The following is a 22,331-nucleotide window of genomic DNA, read 5'->3' on the forward strand; positions in this document are numbered from 1 at the left end:
GAAAGCGTGAAAAATAAAAAAGGAGCTCTTAAAGAGCTCCTTTATAAATAAAGTAAATAACAATTATTCCTTTATGAAGCGACGTGTTGTCGTTGCGTCTCCACTAGAAATATTGATTATATATACACCATTACTAAGATCTGATAAGTTGCTTAATTCAATAACACCGTTGGATAGGTTATTGTAATCATTAGACATCACTTGTTGTCCTAGTGTATTAAATACTTGCAATTGTGCTTTTTCTACCGATGCGTTGCCAATGTTAATGGTAACCGTATCACCTTTAACAGGATTAGGATAAATGGATAGGTTAGATCCAAAAGCAACATCTTCATTACTTAACGTTACTACTTGGAAAACTAATTCAAAACGCAGTGCATCTAGGCTTTGAGCATTATTCATATCTACTGTAAAGTCTACAGCGGTAGACGTTCCCTGAACTAACTCTGTCATGGCACCCGTAAAATTATCTTTAAGATATGCTGTAAGACCTGGTAATACATCAACAGTTGCATTAATAGTATATGCTGTAGTTAAATAGTTAGTGATATTTAATTCTAAGCTTTCATTTACAGAAGGAAGTGTTCTTCTTTCTACAGTAAGTAACTCACCTGTTGATTTTCCAATCGCCATATTAACATTGAGTCCATTAAGTTTAATTGCATCATTTGAATCTACATTAACATTATGAGCAGCATTAAAGTCTAGATAAAGACCATCACTTTCAGTTTGACCATTATTAAAACGGCTTGTTTGATAAATTTTAAGCCTTAACGCTTGTTGTAGTGGTGCAACATTAAATACGCCACCATTTGTAGTACCGTCAACTTTGTTGGACTCTGCAATTGCAACAGATGCAGATCCACCATTATCAACAAAAAACACAGCTTGTCCAGCGTCTAAAACATTAGTCGCAACTCCTGCAGATCCTACCGTACCAGATGCACTAGCATAAGGAATAGCAGAGTAACCACCGAATTCTCCTAGTGCTGGATCCCAATAATACATATCTGCACCTACTCCTGTAGCTACAATATTTTCTGTAGATAGTTTAGACTGATATGGATTTGCAAAAGCAAAGAACTCACCTGATGCAATACCTGGTGTTACAGTCATTGAACCTGTCATTAATGAACCTGAAGCTCTTAATGTAGTTTCTGTATGCGCTGGCGAAGTTGCTGCAGCAAGATCAGTGATTCTATCACCTCTTACAAATAAACGGTAATAATCACCTGCATTTAATATTTCAGTTTTTGTATTTGTAACGGTAGTCCATGATTGATTTGATGCATCCCATTTAAACATACTAGCATTTCCTGTAGTAGTTTCATCATGTCCGGTTGTTGCGTTAACAGTTCCAGCAGTTCCGGCTGTACCAGTTACCTGTACTCCATAACCTGTTGCATTAACACCAGCTTCTTGCCAGCTATCATAAACACTAGGTCCTGAAACTGTAGATCCTATAAATCTGAACGCCCTATTACCAGCAGGAATATATCGTTCAACGTTTACATTACCGGTAATGGCTCCTGCATCTACCGCATCAACTCTAGCAGTACCCATTACATTTGATACTAAAGTAATATTTCCATTTGCGTCTAGTTGTCCTCCAGAAACCACGTCTAACTGTTCAGAAATAGACTGCATACCGTTCATGGTAACATCACCTGTTGCATCTACGGTTAGCTTAGTCATACTTCCTGCTCCTGTAACACTTGCTGTAGCGCTACTTAAAGTTACTTGGCTAGCTCCTGTAATAGAACCATTGTTTTCTAGGTTACCAGTAACTGTAATGTCACCGTTATCTGCTTCTAAAGCAGCTCCAGCTTCTAGAGTCAGGTTACCGACACTTATTGCACTTGTTAAAGACGGCGTTGTTCCCACTTGAACAATCATGTTATCATTTGTAGTAATATTTCCTTCTGGAGTATTGTTCCAAGATGCTCCATTCCAAATGTAGTCTGTAGATGGTACTGCAATTTCAAACTTCCCAACTAGAAAATCACTATCCTCCGTATCATCAACTGTTCCGTCTGAAGCAAATAATGCAAATTGAACAACACCTGAGTAAGAAGATAAATCAATAATGTACGTCGTACCTGTAACTGCTGGTTCATTAGCTGCATTCCAAGTTAACAATGATGTCCAGTTGATACCACCATCTGTGGTTATTAATAGATCCACCTGATCATCAGACCCAAAAGCTCCTGTATCACTACTATTATAATCGCCAGTTGATTTCCAATCTGCTAACGCCGCTTCAATTGTTAACTCTAGACCACTTATATTGATGTCAAATTCTTCAGATATTAACCATTCCCTATCGACATCACTAAAAAGATTAATAAGGTTAGAAGCTACTATATCTCCATTTAAGTTAGTATAACTGCGCGAACCTCTCCAGTCAGAAGATGTTCCGGATGGGCCATCTACAATCTCTCCAGAACCAGCTTCTCTCCAGCAATCGCTAGGTAAATGAGTGGACATGTCTGCACTGTACGGATAAGAATTTACAGAGTCACATGCAGTCGTAAGGCTAAATGGGCCAACCCATTCACTAAAATCACCACCACCACAGTTTGCTCGTACGTAATAATCGTAATCTTCAGATGCGATTAAACCAGATATACTTTGAGGATTCGTTGCAGGAGAAACTAACGTTCCTGTTCCCTGAGTAAATCCATCGATTCCGTATTCAACTTCCCAAGAAGACTCGCCGCTACCTCCAGATGTCCAACTTAAGTCGGCAGAAGATGAAGTAATATTTGAAGCGCTTAACATCGAAGGAACTAGACAAGATGCTGGTGTTGTAAAGCTAAAAGGTCCTACCCATTCACTAAATTCTCCACCACTACAATTTGCTCTTACGTAGTAATCATAGTCTGCAGATTCTAAAAGGCTTGAAAGGCTATAAGGATTTGAAGTAGCCGAAACAATAGTTCCATCTGTGGTTCCCTGAGTAAATCCATCAATCCCGTATTCAATTTCCCAAGAGGACTCTCCACTACCTCCAGAGGTCCAAGTTAAATCTGCTGAAGTTGCTGTAATTCCAGTTACATTTAATGATGTCGGTTTTACACAACTAGGTAACTCAACAAAACTGAAATCATCTAAATAATAAGAATCAAATGTGCCAGTCTGTCCATGTCTTACTGCAAAATAAGAATCAGTACTAGTTGGGATATTTATTTCTATATTTTCAAAAGATGAAGATGTTAAAGTAGTCGTAGCTAAAACTGTAAAGGTTGAAGCATCATTAGGATCTGTAATTGTACCTAGTTCTAGTTCTTGTCCATTAGCTCCTTTAGCACTGAACTGTACTTGTACACCGTCAGTTGTTAACTCAGCTATTTCAGGAGAAACAAGCATATAGTCTCCAGAAGAATCAAATCCATTATAAAAACGATAAGACTTAGCTCCAGACTGAACATTTGTTGCAGAATTATCATAAACATAAACGTAACCAGATCCCGAGTCTATAAAACTCCAACAATTAGGAGCATTTGTATTTGAAGAACTTCCAGTAGTTGAACTATCAAAATTTTCAGTAAAGGGAATATTAAAAGCTACACAAGGAGTTGTAAAACTATAAGGGCCAACCCATTCACTAAAATCTCCACCACCACAATTTGCTCTTACATAATAGTCATAAGCTGTATTTGCTGTCAATACATTTAAATTATAAGGATTAGTAGCTGGAGTAATAATATTACCAGCTCCTTGAGTAAAGCCATCAACACCAAATTCAACTTCCCATGATGCTTCACCGCTACCACCGCTAGTCCAAGAAAGGTCTACAGAAGTTGCTGTAATATTTGCAGCAGATAATACGGTAGGAATTAAACAAGATGCTGGAGTAGAAAAGCTAAAAGGTCCTGCCCATGCACTTTCATTACCAACTCCACAGTGTGCTCTAACATAAAAGTCATAATCTGTACTTTCTGTTAAACCACTTGCATTGTATGGATTATTTGAGGTGTTATCTACTATTGTACTTGCTACTCCACCTTGTGTGAAGCCTGTAACTCCATACTCAACATCCCATATCGTTTCAGCGCTTCCACTAACAGTCCATCCTAGGTCGGCAGATGTTGCCGTAATGTTTGTTACTGCTAAATTGGTAGGTTCTTGACAAGAAGGTATTGTTCTTACTTGAAAATTATCAATGTGAAAGTCTTTATCACCAGTTGCCGTAGCTCCTTCATCAGAATAAATTGCAAACTGAACATTGGATCCTGTGATCGCAGATAAGTCAGCATTAAAAGTTTCACCACCAGCAGCCGGTGTATTTCCATTGGCTGCATTCCATTGTACAATAGTATTCCAAGTGATTCCATCTAAAGTATAAAGCAGTCTCACATCATCATCTGCATCGAAGGCGCCTTGTGTAGTGGCATTATAGTTAGTGAAAGCCACGTCAAGATTAATTTCGTATCCACCAGCGCTTAAATCAAACTGTGGTGATAATAACCACTCTATATCGCCAGTTTGATAGATATTTATATCTACTCCACCAAGACCTGATCCTAAATGTGCAAATTCTTCTTCAGCCCAATTGCTAGAGCCTAAAGAACTCGGACCATTTACAGGATCACCGTCAACAGCTTCTACCCAACAACCTGGAATGTAAGAAGAAAAATCTTCTAAATAATCTGGGATTTCAGCAGCACAAAGAGTTGTAAAACTAAATGGGCCTGCCCATTCACTATAATCACCAGCTCCACAATTTGCTCTTACATAGTAATCATAATCAGTATTAGACATTAATCCTGTTGTACTTACTGGGTTAGTTGCTGGAGTAATAGTAGTTCCTGCACCTTGAGTAAAGCCATCTATGCCGTATTCTACTTCCCAAGAGGATTCACCGCTACCACCACTCGTCCAAGAAAGGTCAGCAGATGAAGACGTAATGTTTGCAGCATCAAGTGCCATAGGCGATAGACAAGCTCCTAGTTGCACAGCAGTAAAATTATCGTTATACATATAATAATCACCTGAATTGTAAGTGTTAAGGGTTCTAATTTTTACATCAGACCCAATAGGCACATTGGCAGCGGGAATAATTCCAGAAATGAGAGCACATGTATTTGATACAATATGATTACTAGAATCTATTGTAGAAAAGGTGGTCCAGTTTGATCCATCATCGATAGAAAATTGTAATTCTAAAGTTCCGAAATTTGCAGGTGTAGGTGATGTTGCGAGAGACCAATCCACTACTTTATAGTCGACACTTACAGATATGTCGTTTCCATTTGAACTTGCAACCTGATTTGGGGTGGTTAAAGTCATTGTTGAATTACCGCCAGTGTTATAAACATTTCGTCTAAAACTATTTCCATCACAAGATTGAGTTGAGGTACCTGATCCATTTGAAGTCCATCCAGTGGGTAATGAGGTACTTGCATTAAAGTCTTCCTGAACAACAACTTGACCACTAGAGAAACCAGTCGCAAAAATTAATAGAAGTAATAGTAATTTTATTTTCATTTTGATTGATTTATAATTTATCAAGCTATTAAGGTATATCATTTTTGTAGTTCCACACCTACAAGCCTTAATTTTTTGTTAAAGCACTTAAATTACCGTCTATCTACCTGATTTTTAATGACTCATAATCAAAAGTGTGTTAAGTTCTATTTTTATTTAAAATATTACCTTTGCCGCTCAACACTAAAAATGTTTATAGCATGCAACTGTATAACAAATTAAGTGCTGAAGAAAGAAGAGAACTTATACGTGCCGCTGGAAAAGAGCGGTTAACGATATCTTTCTATCAGTACCACCAGATCGGTAATCCACAACTTTTTAGAGACCACTTATTTTTACACTGGCATCCTATGGATGTGCTGGGTAGAATATATGTTGCTCATGAAGGGATTAATGCACAACTCTCAGTTCCGGGAGACCGCTTTGAAGAGTTCAAGTCTTTTGTAGATAGTATAGATTTTCTAGAAAATGTACGTCTTAATATTGCTAGAGAGCAGGATAATGAAAGTTTTCTAAAACTTAAAGTTAAGGTGCGTAACAAGATTGTAGCAGATGGCCTAAACGACGAAACCTTTGATGTTACTAATAAAGGAATTCATGTAGATGCAACAGCGTTTAATGAATTAATAGCTGATCCAGACACAGTACTGGTAGATATGCGCAACCATTATGAGTCTGAAATAGGTCATTTTAAAAATGCTTGGACGCCAGATGTGGACACTTTTAGAGATAGTCTAGATTATATTGAGGATAAACTTAAAGACCACAAAGAAGATAAAAAACTAGTGATGTATTGTACTGGTGGAATACGTTGTGAAAAGGCTAGTGCTTACTACAAGCATAAAGGCTTTAAGGACGTCTACCAACTAGAAGGTGGAATTATAGAATATCATAGGCAGGTCACTGAGCAAGGTCTTGAGAACAAGTTTAAAGGCAAGAACTTTGTATTTGACCACAGACTGGCTGAAAAAATCAGTGATGAAGTCATTGCAAATTGCCATCAATGTGGTACTCCATTTGACCTGCACACCAACTGTGCAAATGAAGCCTGTCACCTTTTATTTATTCAATGTAATTCTTGCAAAGACAAAATGGAAAATTGCTGTAGCGATGAATGCAAAGAAATCATTCAACTACCTATCGAAGAACAAAAGAAATTACGTGCCGGAAAATATAATAGTAATAAGATTTTCAAAAAAGGTAGATCAGAAAAACTAGTATTTAAAAAGTAATAATTATTTTAAAATTCCGCTTTCGCGAAAGCGTATAAAACAAAAAAGGAGCTCAAATTGAGCTCCTTTTTAATTGAATAGAATTAAGTCTATTGTTTAATAAAACGTTTCACAGCAGTAGAATCACCGTTAGAAATATTTAAAAGATATACTCCTGAAGTAAGTGAACTTAAGTTGTCCATTACTATAGTGTTATTTGATACATTGTCAAATTCTCTAGTCATTACTTGCTGACCTAATGTATTAAAGATCGCAATAGAAACTTGACTAGCCGGCACGTTACCTAGGTTGATAGTCATCAAATCTCCCGATACAGGATTAGGATATAAGGACACTGAATTTTCTAACGCAATATCTTCATTTCCTGCAGTTGCATCTACAACAAATCTACTTACGTGGAAATCATAATCTTCAGTATCATCTGCTGCACCATCGCTAGCTAAAAATGCAAACTGTACCGTACCAGAATAAGCAGCTAAGTCATAGAAATAACTATCTCCTGTTACAGCTGGTTGATTTCCAACGTTCCACGCATCAAGTGATGTCCATGTTAATCCATTATCAACAGTAATTAATAAATCTACTGAATCATCAGACCCCATTACACCGGTATCTGCAGCTGTAGAAGTTCCGCTGAAAGCATAATCGGTAACAGCAACTTCAACAGTTAAAACCTTAGTAGTTAAACTAGTTAAATCATAAGTTTCAGAAATTAACCACTCACGATCACCTAGTCTATAAAGGTTCATTACGTTACTAGGAACTACTGTTCCTACACCATTAGTATATGCACGACCATCTTTCCAGTTAGAAGCTCCTATACCAGTAGGTCCAGTTGCTATTTCACCATCGCCAGCTTCACTCCAGCATGCATTAGGCACATTATTAGTAAAGTCAGTTGCTGCTGGGAACATAGTTACTGCACCACAATCTGTTGTAAAGTTTATAGGCGTTGTACTCCACGCACTTTCATCACCAACGGCACAAACTTCTCTAACATGAACAAAGTATTCTGTTTGAGCAGTAAGACCATTAATGGTATAAGTAACATTAGGCATCGCTCCTGCTACGTCTGTCCAAGCTCCCGAAACTGCTGGTGCAGTACCTGCAACGGTTGTCAACGAGTACTCATAGTTACCTGCACTTGTAGCGTTACCACTATCAAAATTTATTGTCGCGGCAACATCTGTATTATTTACTAAAGTAAGGTTAGAAGTATCCGGACATGAAGGTGGAGTTCTCACCTGGAAGTTATCAATGTGGAAATCATAATCAATTCCTGCATCATCAACTGCACCGTCTGTGGCATATATTGCAAATCTTACAGTCGCACTTGTAATACCTGTTAAGGCGTCATTATAAGTCTCACCAGCAGTTGCTGGTTGATTACTAACATCCCATGTCTGTAATGCGGTCCATGTAGTACCATCAGTAGTATAAACAAGAACAACTTGATCATCAGATCCCATTACACCAGCTGCTGAACTATTATAGTCAGTTACCGCAACATCTAAATTTAATTCATATCCACCTGCAGACAGGTCATACAATGGAGATATAACCCAATCAGAGGCTACATTACGATATAAGTTGATATTTACAGCACCACCACCACTTGTAGCGTTATGTGCAAATTCTTCAGAACTCCAATCTCCTGAACCAAATCCTGTAGGACCTGTAGTTAAATCACCATCAGATGCTTCTTCCCAACAGTTAGGAACAAAAGTATCAAAGGTTTCTAACGCATCTGGTACAATTACAGCACAATCTGTAGTTGCTGTAATAGGTCCCACAAAAGTTGTACTACAGTCAGATCTCACATACACGTCATATGCTGTCTCTGCCGTAAGCGCCATGATAACAAATGGGTTTGATGTTGCATTAGAAGTTCCTACAGCAGGTGCAGGATCTCCTGATGGTACCGCTATAATTTCCCAAGCAGTCGCAGGTGGAATACTATTTTCTGTCCAGCTTACTGTTATAGAATCTGCTGTTACAGAATCAACTGTTACGCTAGACACATCGTTACATGTTGGTAATTCATCAAAACTAACATCATCAATTGAAACATCTCCTTCATAGGTATTACCTGTCATGGTAGACTTAGAAGTTGTAAACGCTACAATAACTGTTTGTCCGGCATAACTAGACAAATCAATAATAGCTTGTTCCCATGGATCTGCAGATGCTGTTTGTTGTTGACCAGTAATTGTCAATTCTGTTGTAAAAGTTGCTCCATTATCTGTAGAAACTGCTACTGTTAAATCAGTAATAAATGCTCCATACATATGATAATAGAAAGTAACTGATGGTGCAGTAAGCGCTGATAAATCTACAGCTCTTGAAAGCACAGTAGCAACATCTCCATTAGACCCATTACTTGCTTCAACAAACATAAATGTAGTACCACTAAACGCTCCTGAAGGACCAGTGTTAGAAGAAGTTGTTCCTCCTGCAGCATCTATAGCCCAGTCGTAAGCACCAGAGCTTATTTCATTCCAACATTGATCATTTACAAAACCAGATGTTGCAGCTGAAAAGTTTTCAAAGTCTACAAAATAAGGTGCAGCTATCGCAGCACAAGGAGTTTGTATACTAAGAGGACCTGATTGAGTTGATAAACCATCACCTGTAGCACTACAATCCTGCGTTACATAAAAATCATAGTTAGTCTCACCTGTTAAACCAGTTATGGTTGCCGTATCTGCTCCACCAGCAACTGTTGTTCCAGTCATAGTAGGATCAAAACCAACAGGACCATAAGTGATGCTAGAAACGGTAGATCCGTTGTTATTAGTCCAGCCAATAGTTGCCATAGTATCTGTAGCAGATAATAATGTGATATCTAAAGGTGCTTGACATGCTGGGATCATTTCCCAAACTATATTGTCTAAATACAAATTATCAAAAGTAGAAGCAAACACATGTTTAAAGGCGATATAGGTATCAGTACCTGCATATGTATCAAAATTCTGAATATACTCAGTATGCGTGGTTGTAGGTGAAAATGTCCCCAATGCAGTAAATGTCGTAGGATCATTAGGATCAGTCATTGTACCAACTTCAACAGTAGAAGTAGCCACCGTGATATCTGCAAAGAATTTTACTCTGTGCGTACCTGCATTAAGGTTACTTAACACTGGTGAAATTAATAAAACATCAGCAGGAATTGTAGTACCGTTTGCACTACCGCTATATAACTGGATACCGTTAGGTGCAGAGTTGTCTGCAGAAGTTGAAGTTCTTACATAAGGATCTGTTCCCGTAGCTATATCAGTCGCAAAGAATGACCAACAAGAAGGTAAATCTGGTGTAGACACACTATCAAAATCTTCATTAAAATCAGTTATTGGTGCACAAGCAGTAGTAAAAGCAAGTGCGGCAGACCATGGACTAGTATCAGTTCCTGTACAGATTTCTCTTATATATACATCATAATCTGTACTAGGCATTAATCCTGTAATTTGTCCAGCTTGCGCTACAGGTAAAGTCGTACCTGTTACACCAGTTAAAGTACCAGTAGGAGCTACCATCGCGCCTGGTCCTGTAGGATAAGAATTTGCAGTATCCAATAAGTATTCAAAATTACCAGCTGTACCAGAATTATTACTATCCCATGTTATATCTGCTGTTGTTTGAGTTGCAGATACTAACTGTAGATTATTAGAATCTAAACAGCTAGGTATTGTTCTCACTTGAAAATTATCGATATGAAAATCATAATCCTCTGTATCATCAACTGTTCCTTCACTAGCATAAATACCAAATTGAACGGTACTACCTGTAATGGTAGAAATGTCTGCATTAAATGTTTCACCAGCAGTTGCAGGTTGATTTGCAGCGGTCCAAGTTTGAATTGCTGTCCATGTAGAACCATCTAAAGTATAAGCTAGCACAACCTCATCATCAGATCCCATTACGTCAGCAGCAGTGCTGTTATAACTAGTAAGAGCGACATCAAGATTTACTTCATAGCCACCAGCCGATAAGTCAAATAATGGACTTAAAACCCAGTCAGAAGTGTTTGCATTAAAAAGATTAACATTTACAGCACCACCACCAGAAGTTGCTGCATGAGCAAATTCTTCAGATCCCCAATCTCCAGAACCAAATGTCGTAGGTCCAGTCGTTAAGTCCCCATTAGATGCTTCTTCCCAACAATTAGGCACAAAACTGTCAAAAGTTTCTAAATAATCTGGAACAAAAGCAGCACATAATGTTTCAACACTTAACGGACCTTCTGTAACAGATAATCCATTTGTAGCTGCAGTACAATCTTGTGTTACATAAAAATCATAGTCTGTATTAGGCATCAATCCAGTGATACTTGCGCTGTTAGCACCAGCAGCAACCACTGTACCTGATCCTATTGTAAAGCCATCAACTCCATATTCTACAGAAGAAACAGTAGAAGAACTAGTATTTACCCAACTTAAGTCTAATGTTGTAGCAGTAATATTAGAAGCTGCAAAAGATGTAGGTAATGGACATAACGCAGTAGTAGTAAATGAACCAGTAGCAGCAACTGAGCTTCCGTTTCCAGCAGCAGAACAGTCTTGGGTTAAAATGTATTCATAATCTGTTTCTGGAGATAAACCTGGTATATTAACCGTGGTTGCTCCACCAGGAATATTTATGATTGTACCTGTACCAGCCGTTAATGGGTCTAGTCCATATTCTAATACCGTATCTGTAGATGTAGAGTTATTAGTCCATGAAACATCAGCTGATGTTGCTCCTTCAACCTCGCTTAAACCGCTAGGCGCCGGACATGGTATTGTAAACAAATCAAAGGCAACGTCTGCACTAGAGCCATTGAAATCATAGATCTGAATTACAAGGTTATCACCTAAAGCCCATCCAGACTGCAAAGCATTAGTTACGAACGTATTTGAACAACTAATCTGAGTTCCCGAAACAGCATCATAAATAGCAATTCCAGGACTTCCAGGATTTAAAGATGTAAATGTCAAAGTAAGCTCTGTAGCTGTCCATGTAAAGAATTGGTCATTACCAGAGGCTGAACAACCTACGTTATCCTGTCCACTATCCGTTGTACCATCTGTAGTAAATGGCAACGTGAACTGCGGAGAAGTTGCTCCTTGCACAGGAATTGTTATAGGTATGGCACCAGCAAAGGTGTCATTGGGCGGTTGCGCTTGTGTCATTATACATGTTAAAGACATTAACATGGATAATAAGAGTAATTTCAATTTCATATGAGGTTATTTAAATTAATTAGAGAGTGCTTTATGAGCGCGTAAAATAGAGCTTTAATTAAATGTAAATAAAATGTTAAAGAAATTTTAGATTAATGACACATTACAACGACAAAAGACATGTCTATTTAACATTAATCAATCATTAAGGCCATAACGAATTCACCTTTAGGCTTTTTAAGTTCAAAGTGTGATATGGCGTCATCTACCGTACCACGATAATGCTCTTCAAACATTTTTGTGATTTCTCTTGAAATTGACACTCGAGAATTCCCTCCATAATGTGTTTTAAAATCTGCTAGAGTTTTTAAAAGCTTGTGCGGTGACTCGTAAAAAACTATAGTGCGTCGTTCTTCTTTAAGAAACTCTAACCGTTTCTGTCGTCCCTTTTTCACTGGTAAAAACCCTTCAAAAACAAATTTATCACATGGTAAGCCGCTCACCACTAAGGCTGGCACAAAGGCTGTTGCGCCAGGTAATGCCTCTACATCTAGATTATTTTCTAGCATTTTGCGAGTGATTAGAAAACCTGGATCACTAATGCCAGGTGAACCTGCATCAGTTATTAATGCCATTTTCTCTCCATTTTTTATGCGACCTACCACATGGTCTACAATTTTATGCTCGTTATGCATGTGATATGAAAGCATAGGCGTTTTAATTTCATAGTGTTGTAACAACTTACCACTGGTCCTAGTATCCTCGGCTAGGATAAGATCTACTTCTTTCAGTATTTCAACAGCACGATAAGTCATATCTGCTAGGTTTCCTATAGGTGTAGGTACTAGATAAAGTTTCATAGTGTTTTTTTATGCTTTGGATAACCAATAATTATGAGAATTACGCTTTCACGAAAGCGTATTTATACACACTTCTCAAAACCCTAGTTTTACAGGAGTAAAATTAAGTATAATGATTTATTAAACCATCACGCAACCATTGGTAAGAAAAGTCATCTTATATTTATAACCAGACCAATCTTTATGAAATATCTACTAACCATAGTCATTTTTATTTTTAGCTTGACCACAGTTTATGGTCAAACTACGGACCTCTCAACCACTGTTGAAGCTCAAGATCTTACAGGAAGTTCAATATCGCAAGCACATTTTTATGAACGTTATACCTATTTAGTCACCATTAGTAATACAGGTGCACCTGTGTCTAATGCTGATTTTAATCTATCACTTAGTTCTGTAAATAACATAGAAAGTGCTGTTGCTCAAAATAATCTAGGTGGTGCTGTATCACCAGCGACAATCAATATTTTAGGAAGTTCGATTGATGGTATTTTACCTAATATGCCCAATTCTTCTAGTATTGAGATATTAGTAACAGTAAGAGCCTCGCCTATATTTTTAGGCGGTGCAACGGCTACTGTTGTAGTAAGTCCGCCGGCAGGTACGACGGACACAAATCCGTCTACTAATACATCAGTGATAAGCATTATTATGACTGAAAGACCTATCGATTTTCAAATTACGCAAAGTCAAATTACTCCTGTAAGCAATGGAGCTTTAGCAAGTTGGGGAGACTCTGTTACCTATGAGATGACCATTCTCAACAATTCTGGTATTGAATATCCGCTACAAAATTTTTTAATTGCCGCTCAAAATATTAATGGAGCTGGTAGTGCTATTATCACTTTAGAGAATCTAACTTGTGTAAGTAGTAATGGAATGAATTGCCCAACACTATCTGGAATTAATCCTACATCTAGTGTCAATCTTACAAATCAATTTGAATTTTATAACCATGGACAGCAAATTGTTTTTCCTGCAGGTGCATCATTTACTTTAAGTATTACTTACAAAATTGAAGAAGGTGATTGTAGTCGATTAACGCCTAATCAACTTTTAGAAATCGGGAATCGAGTTAATATTCAATCCTATGTAAATAATACTGGTTTCAGTACAAATAATCTGATAGCAACTGATGCTTTATTAAACACCGCGTGTCCTTGTACTGACTTAACATCTCAGGTAACTAAAGTTAGCCCAATAGCAGGTACACTTAGTGCTTGGACTGATATTGTCACCTTTGACTTTACCTTTACTAATAATGGACCTCTTGATATCACGGGTGGCGCTTATCTTATCAATACGAGCACTTTAAATACCGGAATTGAAATTTTAAGTACTAACTGCCTCAGTACCACAGGTGCCATTAATTGCTCGGACATCAATATAGTAACCACACCAGACTTTAGATGGCTGACAGATGATTTTATCTTTCCTGCTAATTCAAGCATTACTGTTAGGACAACGGTAAGATTCATACCACCAGAGTGCACAACAGGTGGTGTTGCTCCTGTTTGTAGCGTGCGTGGAATAGTGTTTGAAAATGACAATGCATTGATCGATTGCGATTTATCAAATGATTTTGACGGTGATAGTATTCTTGGTCTACCTATAACTCCTTGTGTAGACATCCCTAATAATCCAATTATTCAAATTGTTGAAAATCAAACTAATCCGGCACCTGGTGCTGGCCCATATCCTTATGGTAATGTTACTTATGAAATAATAATGAGCAATGTAGATACCATTGCACACCATATTAAATTTAAAGACACTCAATTTTCTCAAGGAACCGGTATTTTACAATCTATTATATGTACAAGTACGACTGGTGGAGCAGTATGTCCATCAAATCTAAATGAAAATATAGGTGTTGCTAACTCTCAAGGAGATACCTTCTGGGAGATATTAGATACAGATGGTTTTATCATGCCAGCAAATAGTACCGTTACCTATGAAAAAATAATAGACTGGACTCCTATTTGCTCTGTACTATCCACAAATGTCCAAGATAACTTAGAAATGTCTGCTCTGGACTCCAGTCTTTCTGTTATCGCAACTGCCAGTGCAGGAGTCGCCACTCCTATGGTTCCATGTATTGATCTAGTAGTACAAACGTATCCATCCATAACATCTGCGCCTATTAACTCGCCACTAGAATGGATTGTTGACATCACTAATTCTAACATCAGTACTGATGCTAACAATATTGACTTTACAGATCTACTACATCCCGATTTTATTATTACAGGCACGCCTACCTGCTCACTTATCACCGGTACTGCAACTTGTATTTCTACTTTTAACGTTACTGGAAACCTTATAGAAGGTGTGATTCCTTATATGGAGTCCGGATCTACTATACAAGTGCGCATTCCAGTCACTTCACCATCTTACGGAGGTAGTTTTGAAAACCGTGCCGAAGCTCAACCAGATTTGACACAACAAGGAGAAAACACACCAGATTCTAACATTTCGATTTCAAGTCTGTTTGTTCTTACTTCTCAAACTTCAAAAAGTTTTGACCCAGCAATTATAACTACAGGACAAACATCAATTTTAACGTTCACTCTTACAAACTCAGTAGGTCTGCCAGCTCAAGATAATATTACATTCATAGATAATCTATCACCAGAGATTACACTATCTGGTAATGCATATTGGGTAGATCAAAATAATGCATCGGGAACTTTTATAGATACCATCGGTACTTCTTTAATAGGTATTCAAAATCTTAGTTTTCCAGCAGGAACGCAACAAGTCAGTTTTGCCGTTGAAGTGACCAGTGCAGAAGCTGGGTTCTACACAAACAGTTTTTTAAACTTCTCTGCACTTAATAATATTGATGTTTCTACCGCATTTGCTACTCTAGAGGTATTACCTGTTCTAGATTTAAGTGTTACTAAAACCGTTGACAATATTAAACCAGATGTGAATGGTAGTGTAACCTTTACTATTCTCGTTGAAAATTTAGGTAGCGCTACTGCTACTGACGTTATTGTAGAAGAGTTTTTACCTAGCGGTTATAATTATTTATCGCACAATACATCCACAGGTAGTTTTGATAATTTATCTGGCTTATGGACAGTAGGCGATATGATCGTAGGTAGCACAGCTACTTTACAAATAACTGTAGACTTTAATATACCAGGAGATTTTATTAATGTTGTCAACGTATATAGCAGCAATTTATTACCCGATATTGATTTAGAAAACAATACTGCAATTGCTTTTACCAGGCCTGATTGTTTAAAAATACCAGAAGGATTCTCACCTAATAATGATGGTATTAATGACACTCTAGTTATAGAATGTATCGAACTGTATCCAGATAGCAAACTCAAAATCTTCAATCGTCATGGAAGTATTGTTTATGAAACAACAGGATATTTAAACGACTGGAATGGAAATCCTAATAGTGGATTGTTACATAATAGTGGTAAGGTATTACCGGTAGGCACGTATTTTTGGCAGCTAGACCTCAATGATGGTAGTGAAGCTAGAGTAGGTTGGGTTTATATCAATCATTAAAATTCCGCTTTCGCGAAAGCGTATACTACCTCACCCATTTCCTAACCAAGTTACCAGTAAAATAAGAGGAAAAAAGTAAAAGCAAACCGATTAACGCAAAAGTATAGCCACCATCTTTTAAAGCTAAGTGAGCTCCCATTGCTAGTAACATATCAAAGAAAAAGCCTGCATAGGCCCATTCTGTTAACCAGCGATTGCCTCTCCATAAAATCATTGCAACACCTGCTATTTTAAACACGGCTAATGGATAAATAATCCAGGTGGGAAATCCTAAAGATTTAAAGAAACCTGTCACCATATCATACTGCAGTAAATACATACTTGCAGACCATAGCATTAAGGCACATAATAAACCTGTGGCAATCCAATAGAAATATTTCATAGAGGCTTAATTATCAAACTTTGCCTCAACTATTTGCATAAATCGCTCTACATAAGCATCTTTTCCTTCCCAATTATTATAATCGGGTTTTACCATCGATATGATGAAGTTTTGAGCGGCAACCTTACTTTCCATCGTATTTAATTGGGATAACACACGATTATAGTCTTGATCACTACCGTTAAACAAGTGTTTAATGAATCCTATACGATCATTCATGCCTATTTTCAAGCCTGCTTTTAAACGATCATTAATGGACTGGCCTTTTTCTGATTGGTTATTAATCTTACGTTCAAACTCTGGCATTTTTTCATAACCAGCAGTTAGATCTTCCATATCATTTTTCTCATAAGTAGGTTTAGGAAAATCAATTTCAATCTCTTCTTCTGGAAATTCATCCACCATTTTATGGATTGTTGAAATCCCTGGCAATTCAATCTCTTCTCTCATATCCTCATCTGCAGGGACAAAAAGGTCACTTAAATCTGGATTAGAGAAAGCATCCTCTGCATTTGACTTTGCATTTTCCATGGCTTGCTCTACCTCTTGCGTTACACTTTCTACATCTTCTTGTGCAGCGGTAAATGCCTCTTTTATCTTTTCTTGTACCTCAACAGTTCCTGCGGTAGGTTGTACATCACCAAAATGTTTTTCAGTAAAAGAAAGAATAGTCAATTTTTCATATAACTCTTTGGCTACTGACTGTAACTCGTGAATATCTTCCTTATTCTTCATTTGTAGAATGCGGTGTGCGAGACTAGTAAGATCTGCTGCTATTTTCTTTTTCATAATGGTTTAATATGCCGCTGGTTTTATTGTATTTTTGAAACTGATTTGCGAGAATCGCAGTCCCAATTTTTAACGCCTGTAAATTACAAAATGTTTCTAGAAAACACGGTAAATCATAAAGAGCAATTCGGCTGGATCGAGGTGATTTGCGGTTCCATGTTCTCAGGAAAGACTGAGGAGTTGATACGTAGACTCAAAAGAGCTCAATTTGCCCAACAAAAAATAGAAATATTTAAACCGGCTATTGATGTGCGATATGATGAAGAAAACGTAGTTTCTCACGATTCAAATGAAATACAAAGTACACCTGTGCCTGCAGCAGCAAATATTCCATTACTAGCAGCAGATTGCGATGTAGTAGGTATTGATGAAGCTCAATTTTTTGATGATGAGATTGTTACCGTATGTAATGATCTAGCAAATCGTGGCATAAGAGTAATCGTTGCTGGACTAGATATGGATTTTAAAGGAAACCCTTTTGGACCTATGCCAGCACTTATGGCCACTGCAGAGTATGTCACAAAGGTACATGCTGTATGTACTAGAACAGGAAACCTAGCACAATTTAGCTATCGCAAAACCAATGATGAAAATGTAGTCATGCTGGGTGAGCAACAAGAATATGAACCCTTAAGTCGTGGTGCTTACTATAAAGCAATGCTTGCTCATAAAGTAAAAGAGCTAGATGTTCAAGATCCAGAGGAAGTAGCACAAAAAAACAAATCTTAATGCCATTACAAGGTACCCGATTAGAAGTTAACCTTGCTGCACTAGAACATAATTTTCATTATTTGAAAAGTAAACTTCAGTCTGGAGTTAAGTTTATGGCTGTAATTAAGGCAAATGCTTACGGTCATGGCGCCGTTACAATTGCACAACACCTTCAAAAATTAAATGTTGATTATTTTGCGGTTGCTTATGTGTCAGAAGCTGTCGAATTGAGAGATAATGGTATTCAAAAACCTATTCTAGTATTACACGCGCAAACCTTTATGCTAGATACATGTATAAATCGATGTATTGAGCCGGTAATTTATAGTCTAGAAATGCTAGATGCTTTTATCACAATTGCAAAGACAAAACAACAACAATCTTACCCTATACATTTAGAGTTTAATACAGGTTTAAATAGAATAGGTATAGATTTCAAAGATATTGATGAAGTTATTTCTAAAGTAACATCTAACTCAGCTATAAAGGTTCGTGGATTACAGTCGCATCTAGCCGCAAGTGAAGATTTAAATGAGAGTAATTTCACAAATTTGCAAATCAAACTATTTGAAGAAGTTAATGCTCGATTAGAAAAAGCACTACCATACCCTTTTTTAAAACATAAGTCTAATACTAGTGGTATTTTAAATTTTAAAAATGCTCATTTCTCTATGGTCCGATCAGGTATAGGGCTTTATGGATATGGAAATGATCAAAAATTTGACGCTGAATTAATACCTATAGCTTCCTTAAAGTCTGTTATATCACAAACCAGGTGGATTGAGGCTGGAGAAAGCGTGAGTTATAATCGCAAATTCATCGCTGATGAAAGAACTAGGTATGCAGTAATTGCATTAGGACATGGTGACGGTATTAACCGTATTTATGGATATGGCAAAGCACATGTTTCAATCAATGGAAAACTTGCGCCTACTCTAGGGATAATATGTATGGACATGTTTATGGTTGACATCACCAACATTGATTGTCATGCGGGAGATGAAGTCATCATCTTTGACAAACAGCTTACCGCAAGAGATATGGCAGAAAAAGCTGGAACCATTTCTTATGAAATCCTTACAGGTATTCAAAAGCGAGTACCGCGAACTTATACTCAGTAGTTATTTCGTCGTTTTTTAAAGCACTTTCGTCGTTGCTTTTGCAGTTTTGCAAAAAATCATTTAGAATATTTTAACAAATCACAGTTTCTATATCTAAATTGCACGTCATTAACCATAATTTATATAACATGTTAAAAGAGTTTAAGAATTTTATTATGACGGGTAACGTCCTAGATCTTGCAGTTGCAGTATTATTAGCTGGAGCAGTAGGTCTTGTAGTAAACGGATTTGTAAAGATGATTATGATGCCTATCATAGGTCATTTTGCAGGAGGAATGAGTTTTGAAGACTTAAAAATTATTTTAAGTGAAGCTCAACTAGCTGCAGATGGTTCTGTTGCAGTTGCAGAAAATGCTATCCAGTATGGAGCATGGATCAATACAATCATCAACTTAATCATAGTTGGATTTGTTCTTTTCATGATTGTTAAAGCGTACAACAGGTCTAAAGCACCAGTTGAAGAGGCTCCAGCAGCACCAGCAGGTCCTTCTCAAGAAGAACTTCTTGCTGAAATACGTGATGTATTAAAAGCTAAAAACTAATAAATACTTAATCTAAGTATTTGTATTAAGCCGTTCTGTTTTGACAGAACGGCTTTTTTATTTGTCAATTTTTGAAAATATTAGGAGTCAAATCAATTCTAGGATATACTTTTGAGCAAATTAAATTTATTCACATGAAAATAGCAGTAGTAGGCGTTACCGGAATGGTAGGCCAGGTCATGTTGCAAGTTCTAGAAGAACGCAACCTTAATGTTTCAACTCTAATTCCTGTAGCTTCAGAAAAATCTGTAGGTACTGAAATTACTTTTAAGGGTAAACAGATAAAGGTAGTAGGCATGAAACAGGCTATTGAATTAAAACCAGATATTGCGCTATTTTCTGCTGGTGGATCAGTAAGTCTTGAGTTTGCTCCACAATTTGCAGCCGTAGGCACAACAGTAATCGATAATTCTAGCGCTTTCCGTATGGACAGTGATAAGAAATTAGTAGTTCCAGAAATCAATGCTGGTTCTTTAACAAGATCAGATAAGATCATTGCAAATCCTAATTGTTCTACCATCCAATTAGTAATGGCTCTAGCACCGTTGCATGATAAATATCGTATTAAAAGATTGATCGTTTCTACCTATCAGTCTATTACAGGAACTGGCGTAAAAGCGGTACAGCAACTAGAAAACGAGTACAACGGCAAAAAAGATGAAATGGCTTATCCTTACCAAATTCATAAAAATGCTATTCCACATTGTGATGTTTTTGAAGAAAATGGATATACTAAAGAAGAGCTCAAACTCATAAGAGAAACTCAAAAGATTCTAGACGATCGTACAATTGCTGTAACGGCGACTGCGGTGCGTATTCCCGTAGTAGGTGGCCACTCAGAGTCAGTAAATCTAGAGTTTGAAAAAGAGTATAATGAAAACGACATACGTAAAATCCTTGCAGATACTGATGGCGTTACTGTGCAAGATAACGTAGATGTGAACCTTTATCCTATGCCATTAATGGCTCACGGAAAAGACGATGTTTTTGTGGGTCGCATAAGACGTGATCACTCTAGAGAAAATGCTCTTAACATGTGGATTGTATCCGATAATTTAAGAAAAGGAGCAGCTACTAATGCCGTACAGATTGCACAATATTTAATCCAACACAATTTAGTAGGATAACCTTTAAGGTATAATAGAAGTTTGACATTTTAAACTAACCGCTTTTAACTAACTTTACCTCAGTTAAAAGCGGTTTTTTATATGGTATCACGTTTACTCTTATTTTTATTTCTTACTTCATTCTATTCACAAGCACAATTCTGGACAGAAAGGTCCTCTGGTTTCCCAATAACCTCAACAGGGCTCTCAAAAATCCATATTGTTGATGATAATGTCGCATGGGCAACAGGTTATGATGGACTTAATCCCAACAATAACATACAACGTTTTTCAACCACTAGTGATGGTGGAATGACCTGGAGTGCTAGTACTGTAGATATAGGTAATAGCGCATTAGGAATTTCTAACATATCTGGTGTAAGTGCAACAACAGCATACATAGCCGTTCATCCACGTGCTTCAGGTCAGATAGGTGGTGTGTGGCAAACTACAGATACAGGTGCCACATGGACTCGTCAAACTGGAGCAGCTTTCAATAGTACGAGTAGCTTTGCAAACGCAGTTCACTTCTTTAATACCACAGATGGAGTAGCCATAGGCGATCCCGCAGGCGGCTATTGGGAAATATACACGACAACAAATGGTGGTACTAGTTATACTAGAGTTCCTAGTTCAAACATACCTGCGCCTTTAACCAACGAGGTAGGTTATCTAGCACAGTATACTCATTTAGGTAATAACATTTGGTTTACTACTAGCGCAGGAAGAGTCTATCATTCTGCAAACATGGGAAACAATTGGAGCGTTTTTAATACACCACTTAGTGATTTCGGTGGAACAAATTTAAGTGGAGATATTACTTTTAGTACCGCAAATAAAGGAATGATTCAAGATAATTCTGGTAACTTATTTATAACACAAGATGCTGGAACCACATGGAATCCAGTAAACATCTCTGGCACAGGCTTCCCATACGGTGGTGCTATTGCTTATATCCCTAACTCTTCTAGAGTGGTGAGTACCGGCGGTGATACTGCACTAGCAGGTACCGCTTACTCTACAGATGACGGCATTACATGGACTAATGTAAGTACAGATCAACATGTTGACGTCGCTTTTTTAGATGAGGATACTGGTTATAGTGGCGGATTTAGCACTATTAGTACACAAGATGGTGTTTATGTCTATACAGACAGTGTACTGTCTACTTATGATCAATTAGCAACAGATGGTTTTTCTATTTACCCTAATCCTAGTTCAGAATTTATCAATATTTTAAGTACTCAACCCATAGAAAAAGTTGAAATTTATGATATCAATAGTAGATTATTAATGGAATATAGTAACATATCATTGATTGATGTGACTGATTTACAAAGTGGTATTTATTTTATTAAAATTAATGCTAATACTACTTCAACCACACAGCAACTAATAAAAAACTAAC

At 37.3% G+C, this 22,331-nt stretch carries 12 protein-coding genes; 7 read left to right on the forward strand and 5 right to left on the reverse strand.

Going from position 1 to position 22,331, the window contains the following annotated elements; genetic code table 11:
- Nucleotides 1-63: 63 nt before the first annotated feature.
- Entirely contained in the window at nucleotides 64-5,490 is a 5,427-nt protein-coding gene (locus ACJJVI_RS05465) for a fibronectin type III domain-containing protein (RefSeq protein ID WP_405350886.1), read from the reverse strand.
- 200 nt (nucleotides 5,491-5,690) lie between these two features.
- Between ACJJVI_RS05465 and ACJJVI_RS05470 the strand changes: the two genes are divergently transcribed.
- Nucleotides 5,691-6,722, forward strand: a complete 1,032-nt coding sequence (locus tag ACJJVI_RS05470) for a rhodanese-related sulfurtransferase (protein WP_036583405.1) — start codon at nucleotides 5,691-5,693, stop codon at nucleotides 6,720-6,722.
- Between the two features lie 89 nt (nucleotides 6,723-6,811).
- Here the strand turns inward: ACJJVI_RS05470 and ACJJVI_RS05475 are convergent, their stop codons facing one another.
- Both ACJJVI_RS05475 and rsmI read right to left on the reverse strand, forming a co-directional pair.
- Complete coding sequence (locus ACJJVI_RS05475) at nucleotides 6,812-11,941, reverse strand: choice-of-anchor J domain-containing protein (protein ID WP_405350889.1); 5,130 nt, start codon at nucleotides 11,939-11,941, stop codon at nucleotides 6,812-6,814.
- A 134-nt stretch (nucleotides 11,942-12,075) separates the two neighbouring features.
- Entirely contained in the window at nucleotides 12,076-12,741 is a 666-nt protein-coding gene (rsmI, locus tag ACJJVI_RS05480) for a 16S rRNA (cytidine(1402)-2'-O)-methyltransferase (RefSeq protein WP_036583401.1), read from the reverse strand.
- A 183-nt stretch (nucleotides 12,742-12,924) separates the two neighbouring features.
- Between rsmI and ACJJVI_RS05485 the strand changes: the two genes are divergently transcribed.
- Nucleotides 12,925-16,272: a gliding motility-associated C-terminal domain-containing protein gene (locus ACJJVI_RS05485; protein ID WP_405350891.1), complete on the forward strand. Its 3,348-nt coding sequence runs from the start codon at nucleotides 12,925-12,927 to the stop codon at nucleotides 16,270-16,272.
- A gap of 25 nt (nucleotides 16,273-16,297) precedes the next feature.
- Here ACJJVI_RS05485 and ACJJVI_RS05490 read toward each other — a convergent pair whose 3' ends face one another.
- Nucleotides 16,298-16,654 (reverse strand): DoxX family protein, encoded by a 357-nt coding sequence (locus tag ACJJVI_RS05490; RefSeq protein ID WP_042269175.1) that lies wholly within the window; start codon nucleotides 16,652-16,654, stop codon nucleotides 16,298-16,300.
- 6 nt (nucleotides 16,655-16,660) lie between these two features.
- Entirely contained in the window at nucleotides 16,661-17,443 is a 783-nt protein-coding gene (locus ACJJVI_RS05495) for a hypothetical protein (RefSeq protein WP_348022090.1), read from the reverse strand.
- A gap of 90 nt (nucleotides 17,444-17,533) precedes the next feature.
- Here ACJJVI_RS05495 and ACJJVI_RS05500 point away from each other — a divergent pair, with 90 nt between their 5' ends.
- From ACJJVI_RS05500 to ACJJVI_RS05520, 5 genes are all read left to right on the forward strand, one after another.
- The gene (locus ACJJVI_RS05500; protein WP_036583393.1) at nucleotides 17,534-18,172 is read left to right on the forward strand and encodes a thymidine kinase; all 639 of its coding nucleotides are present in this window, start codon (nucleotides 17,534-17,536) and stop codon (nucleotides 18,170-18,172) included.
- The gene (alr, locus tag ACJJVI_RS05505) at nucleotides 18,172-19,275 is read left to right on the forward strand and encodes an alanine racemase (RefSeq protein ID WP_405350894.1); all 1,104 of its coding nucleotides are present in this window, start codon (nucleotides 18,172-18,174) and stop codon (nucleotides 19,273-19,275) included. The genes ACJJVI_RS05500 and alr overlap by 1 nt, the downstream gene beginning before the upstream one ends.
- Before the next feature lie 128 nt (nucleotides 19,276-19,403).
- Entirely contained in the window at nucleotides 19,404-19,817 is a 414-nt protein-coding gene (gene mscL, locus ACJJVI_RS05510; protein ID WP_405350896.1) for a large conductance mechanosensitive channel protein MscL, read from the forward strand.
- Nucleotides 19,818-19,951: 134 nt separating this feature from the next.
- Nucleotides 19,952-20,944, forward strand: coding sequence for an aspartate-semialdehyde dehydrogenase (locus tag ACJJVI_RS05515; RefSeq protein ID WP_405350898.1), 993 nt, complete (start codon nucleotides 19,952-19,954; stop codon nucleotides 20,942-20,944).
- 81 nt (nucleotides 20,945-21,025) lie between these two features.
- Complete coding sequence (locus ACJJVI_RS05520; RefSeq protein WP_405350900.1) at nucleotides 21,026-22,330, forward strand: T9SS type A sorting domain-containing protein; 1,305 nt, start codon at nucleotides 21,026-21,028, stop codon at nucleotides 22,328-22,330.
- Nucleotide 22,331: the final 1 nt, after the last annotated feature.

Origin of the sequence: Nonlabens sp. Asnod3-H03, assembly GCF_045063665.1 — a bacterium.
Classification (GTDB): domain Bacteria; phylum Bacteroidota; class Bacteroidia; order Flavobacteriales; family Flavobacteriaceae; genus Nonlabens; species Nonlabens ulvanivorans.

Bases quoted from the DNA above. Each gene is read 5' to 3' on its own strand.
- alr (WP_405350894.1), top strand. From the start codon at position 18,172: ATGCCATTACAAGGTACCCGATTAGAAGTTAACCTTGCTGCACTAGAA.
- ACJJVI_RS05470 (WP_036583405.1), top strand. From the start codon at position 5,691: ATGCAACTGTATAACAAATTAAGTGCTGAAGAAAGAAGAGAACTTATA.
- ACJJVI_RS05490 (WP_042269175.1), bottom strand. From the start codon at position 16,654: ATGAAATATTTCTATTGGATTGCCACAGGTTTATTATGTGCCTTAATG.
- ACJJVI_RS05485 (WP_405350891.1), top strand. From the start codon at position 12,925: ATGAAATATCTACTAACCATAGTCATTTTTATTTTTAGCTTGACCACA.
- ACJJVI_RS05520 (WP_405350900.1), top strand. From the start codon at position 21,026: ATGGTATCACGTTTACTCTTATTTTTATTTCTTACTTCATTCTATTCA.
- ACJJVI_RS05465 (WP_405350886.1), bottom strand. From the start codon at position 5,490: ATGAAAATAAAATTACTATTACTTCTATTAATTTTTGCGACTGGTTTC.
- ACJJVI_RS05515 (WP_405350898.1), top strand. From the start codon at position 19,952: ATGAAAATAGCAGTAGTAGGCGTTACCGGAATGGTAGGCCAGGTCATG.
- ACJJVI_RS05495 (WP_348022090.1), bottom strand. From the start codon at position 17,443: ATGAAAAAGAAAATAGCAGCAGATCTTACTAGTCTCGCACACCGCATT.
- ACJJVI_RS05500 (WP_036583393.1), top strand. From the start codon at position 17,534: ATGTTTCTAGAAAACACGGTAAATCATAAAGAGCAATTCGGCTGGATC.
- ACJJVI_RS05475 (WP_405350889.1), bottom strand. From the start codon at position 11,941: ATGAAATTGAAATTACTCTTATTATCCATGTTAATGTCTTTAACATGT.
- mscL (WP_405350896.1), top strand. From the start codon at position 19,404: ATGTTAAAAGAGTTTAAGAATTTTATTATGACGGGTAACGTCCTAGAT.
- rsmI (WP_036583401.1), bottom strand. From the start codon at position 12,741: ATGAAACTTTATCTAGTACCTACACCTATAGGAAACCTAGCAGATATG.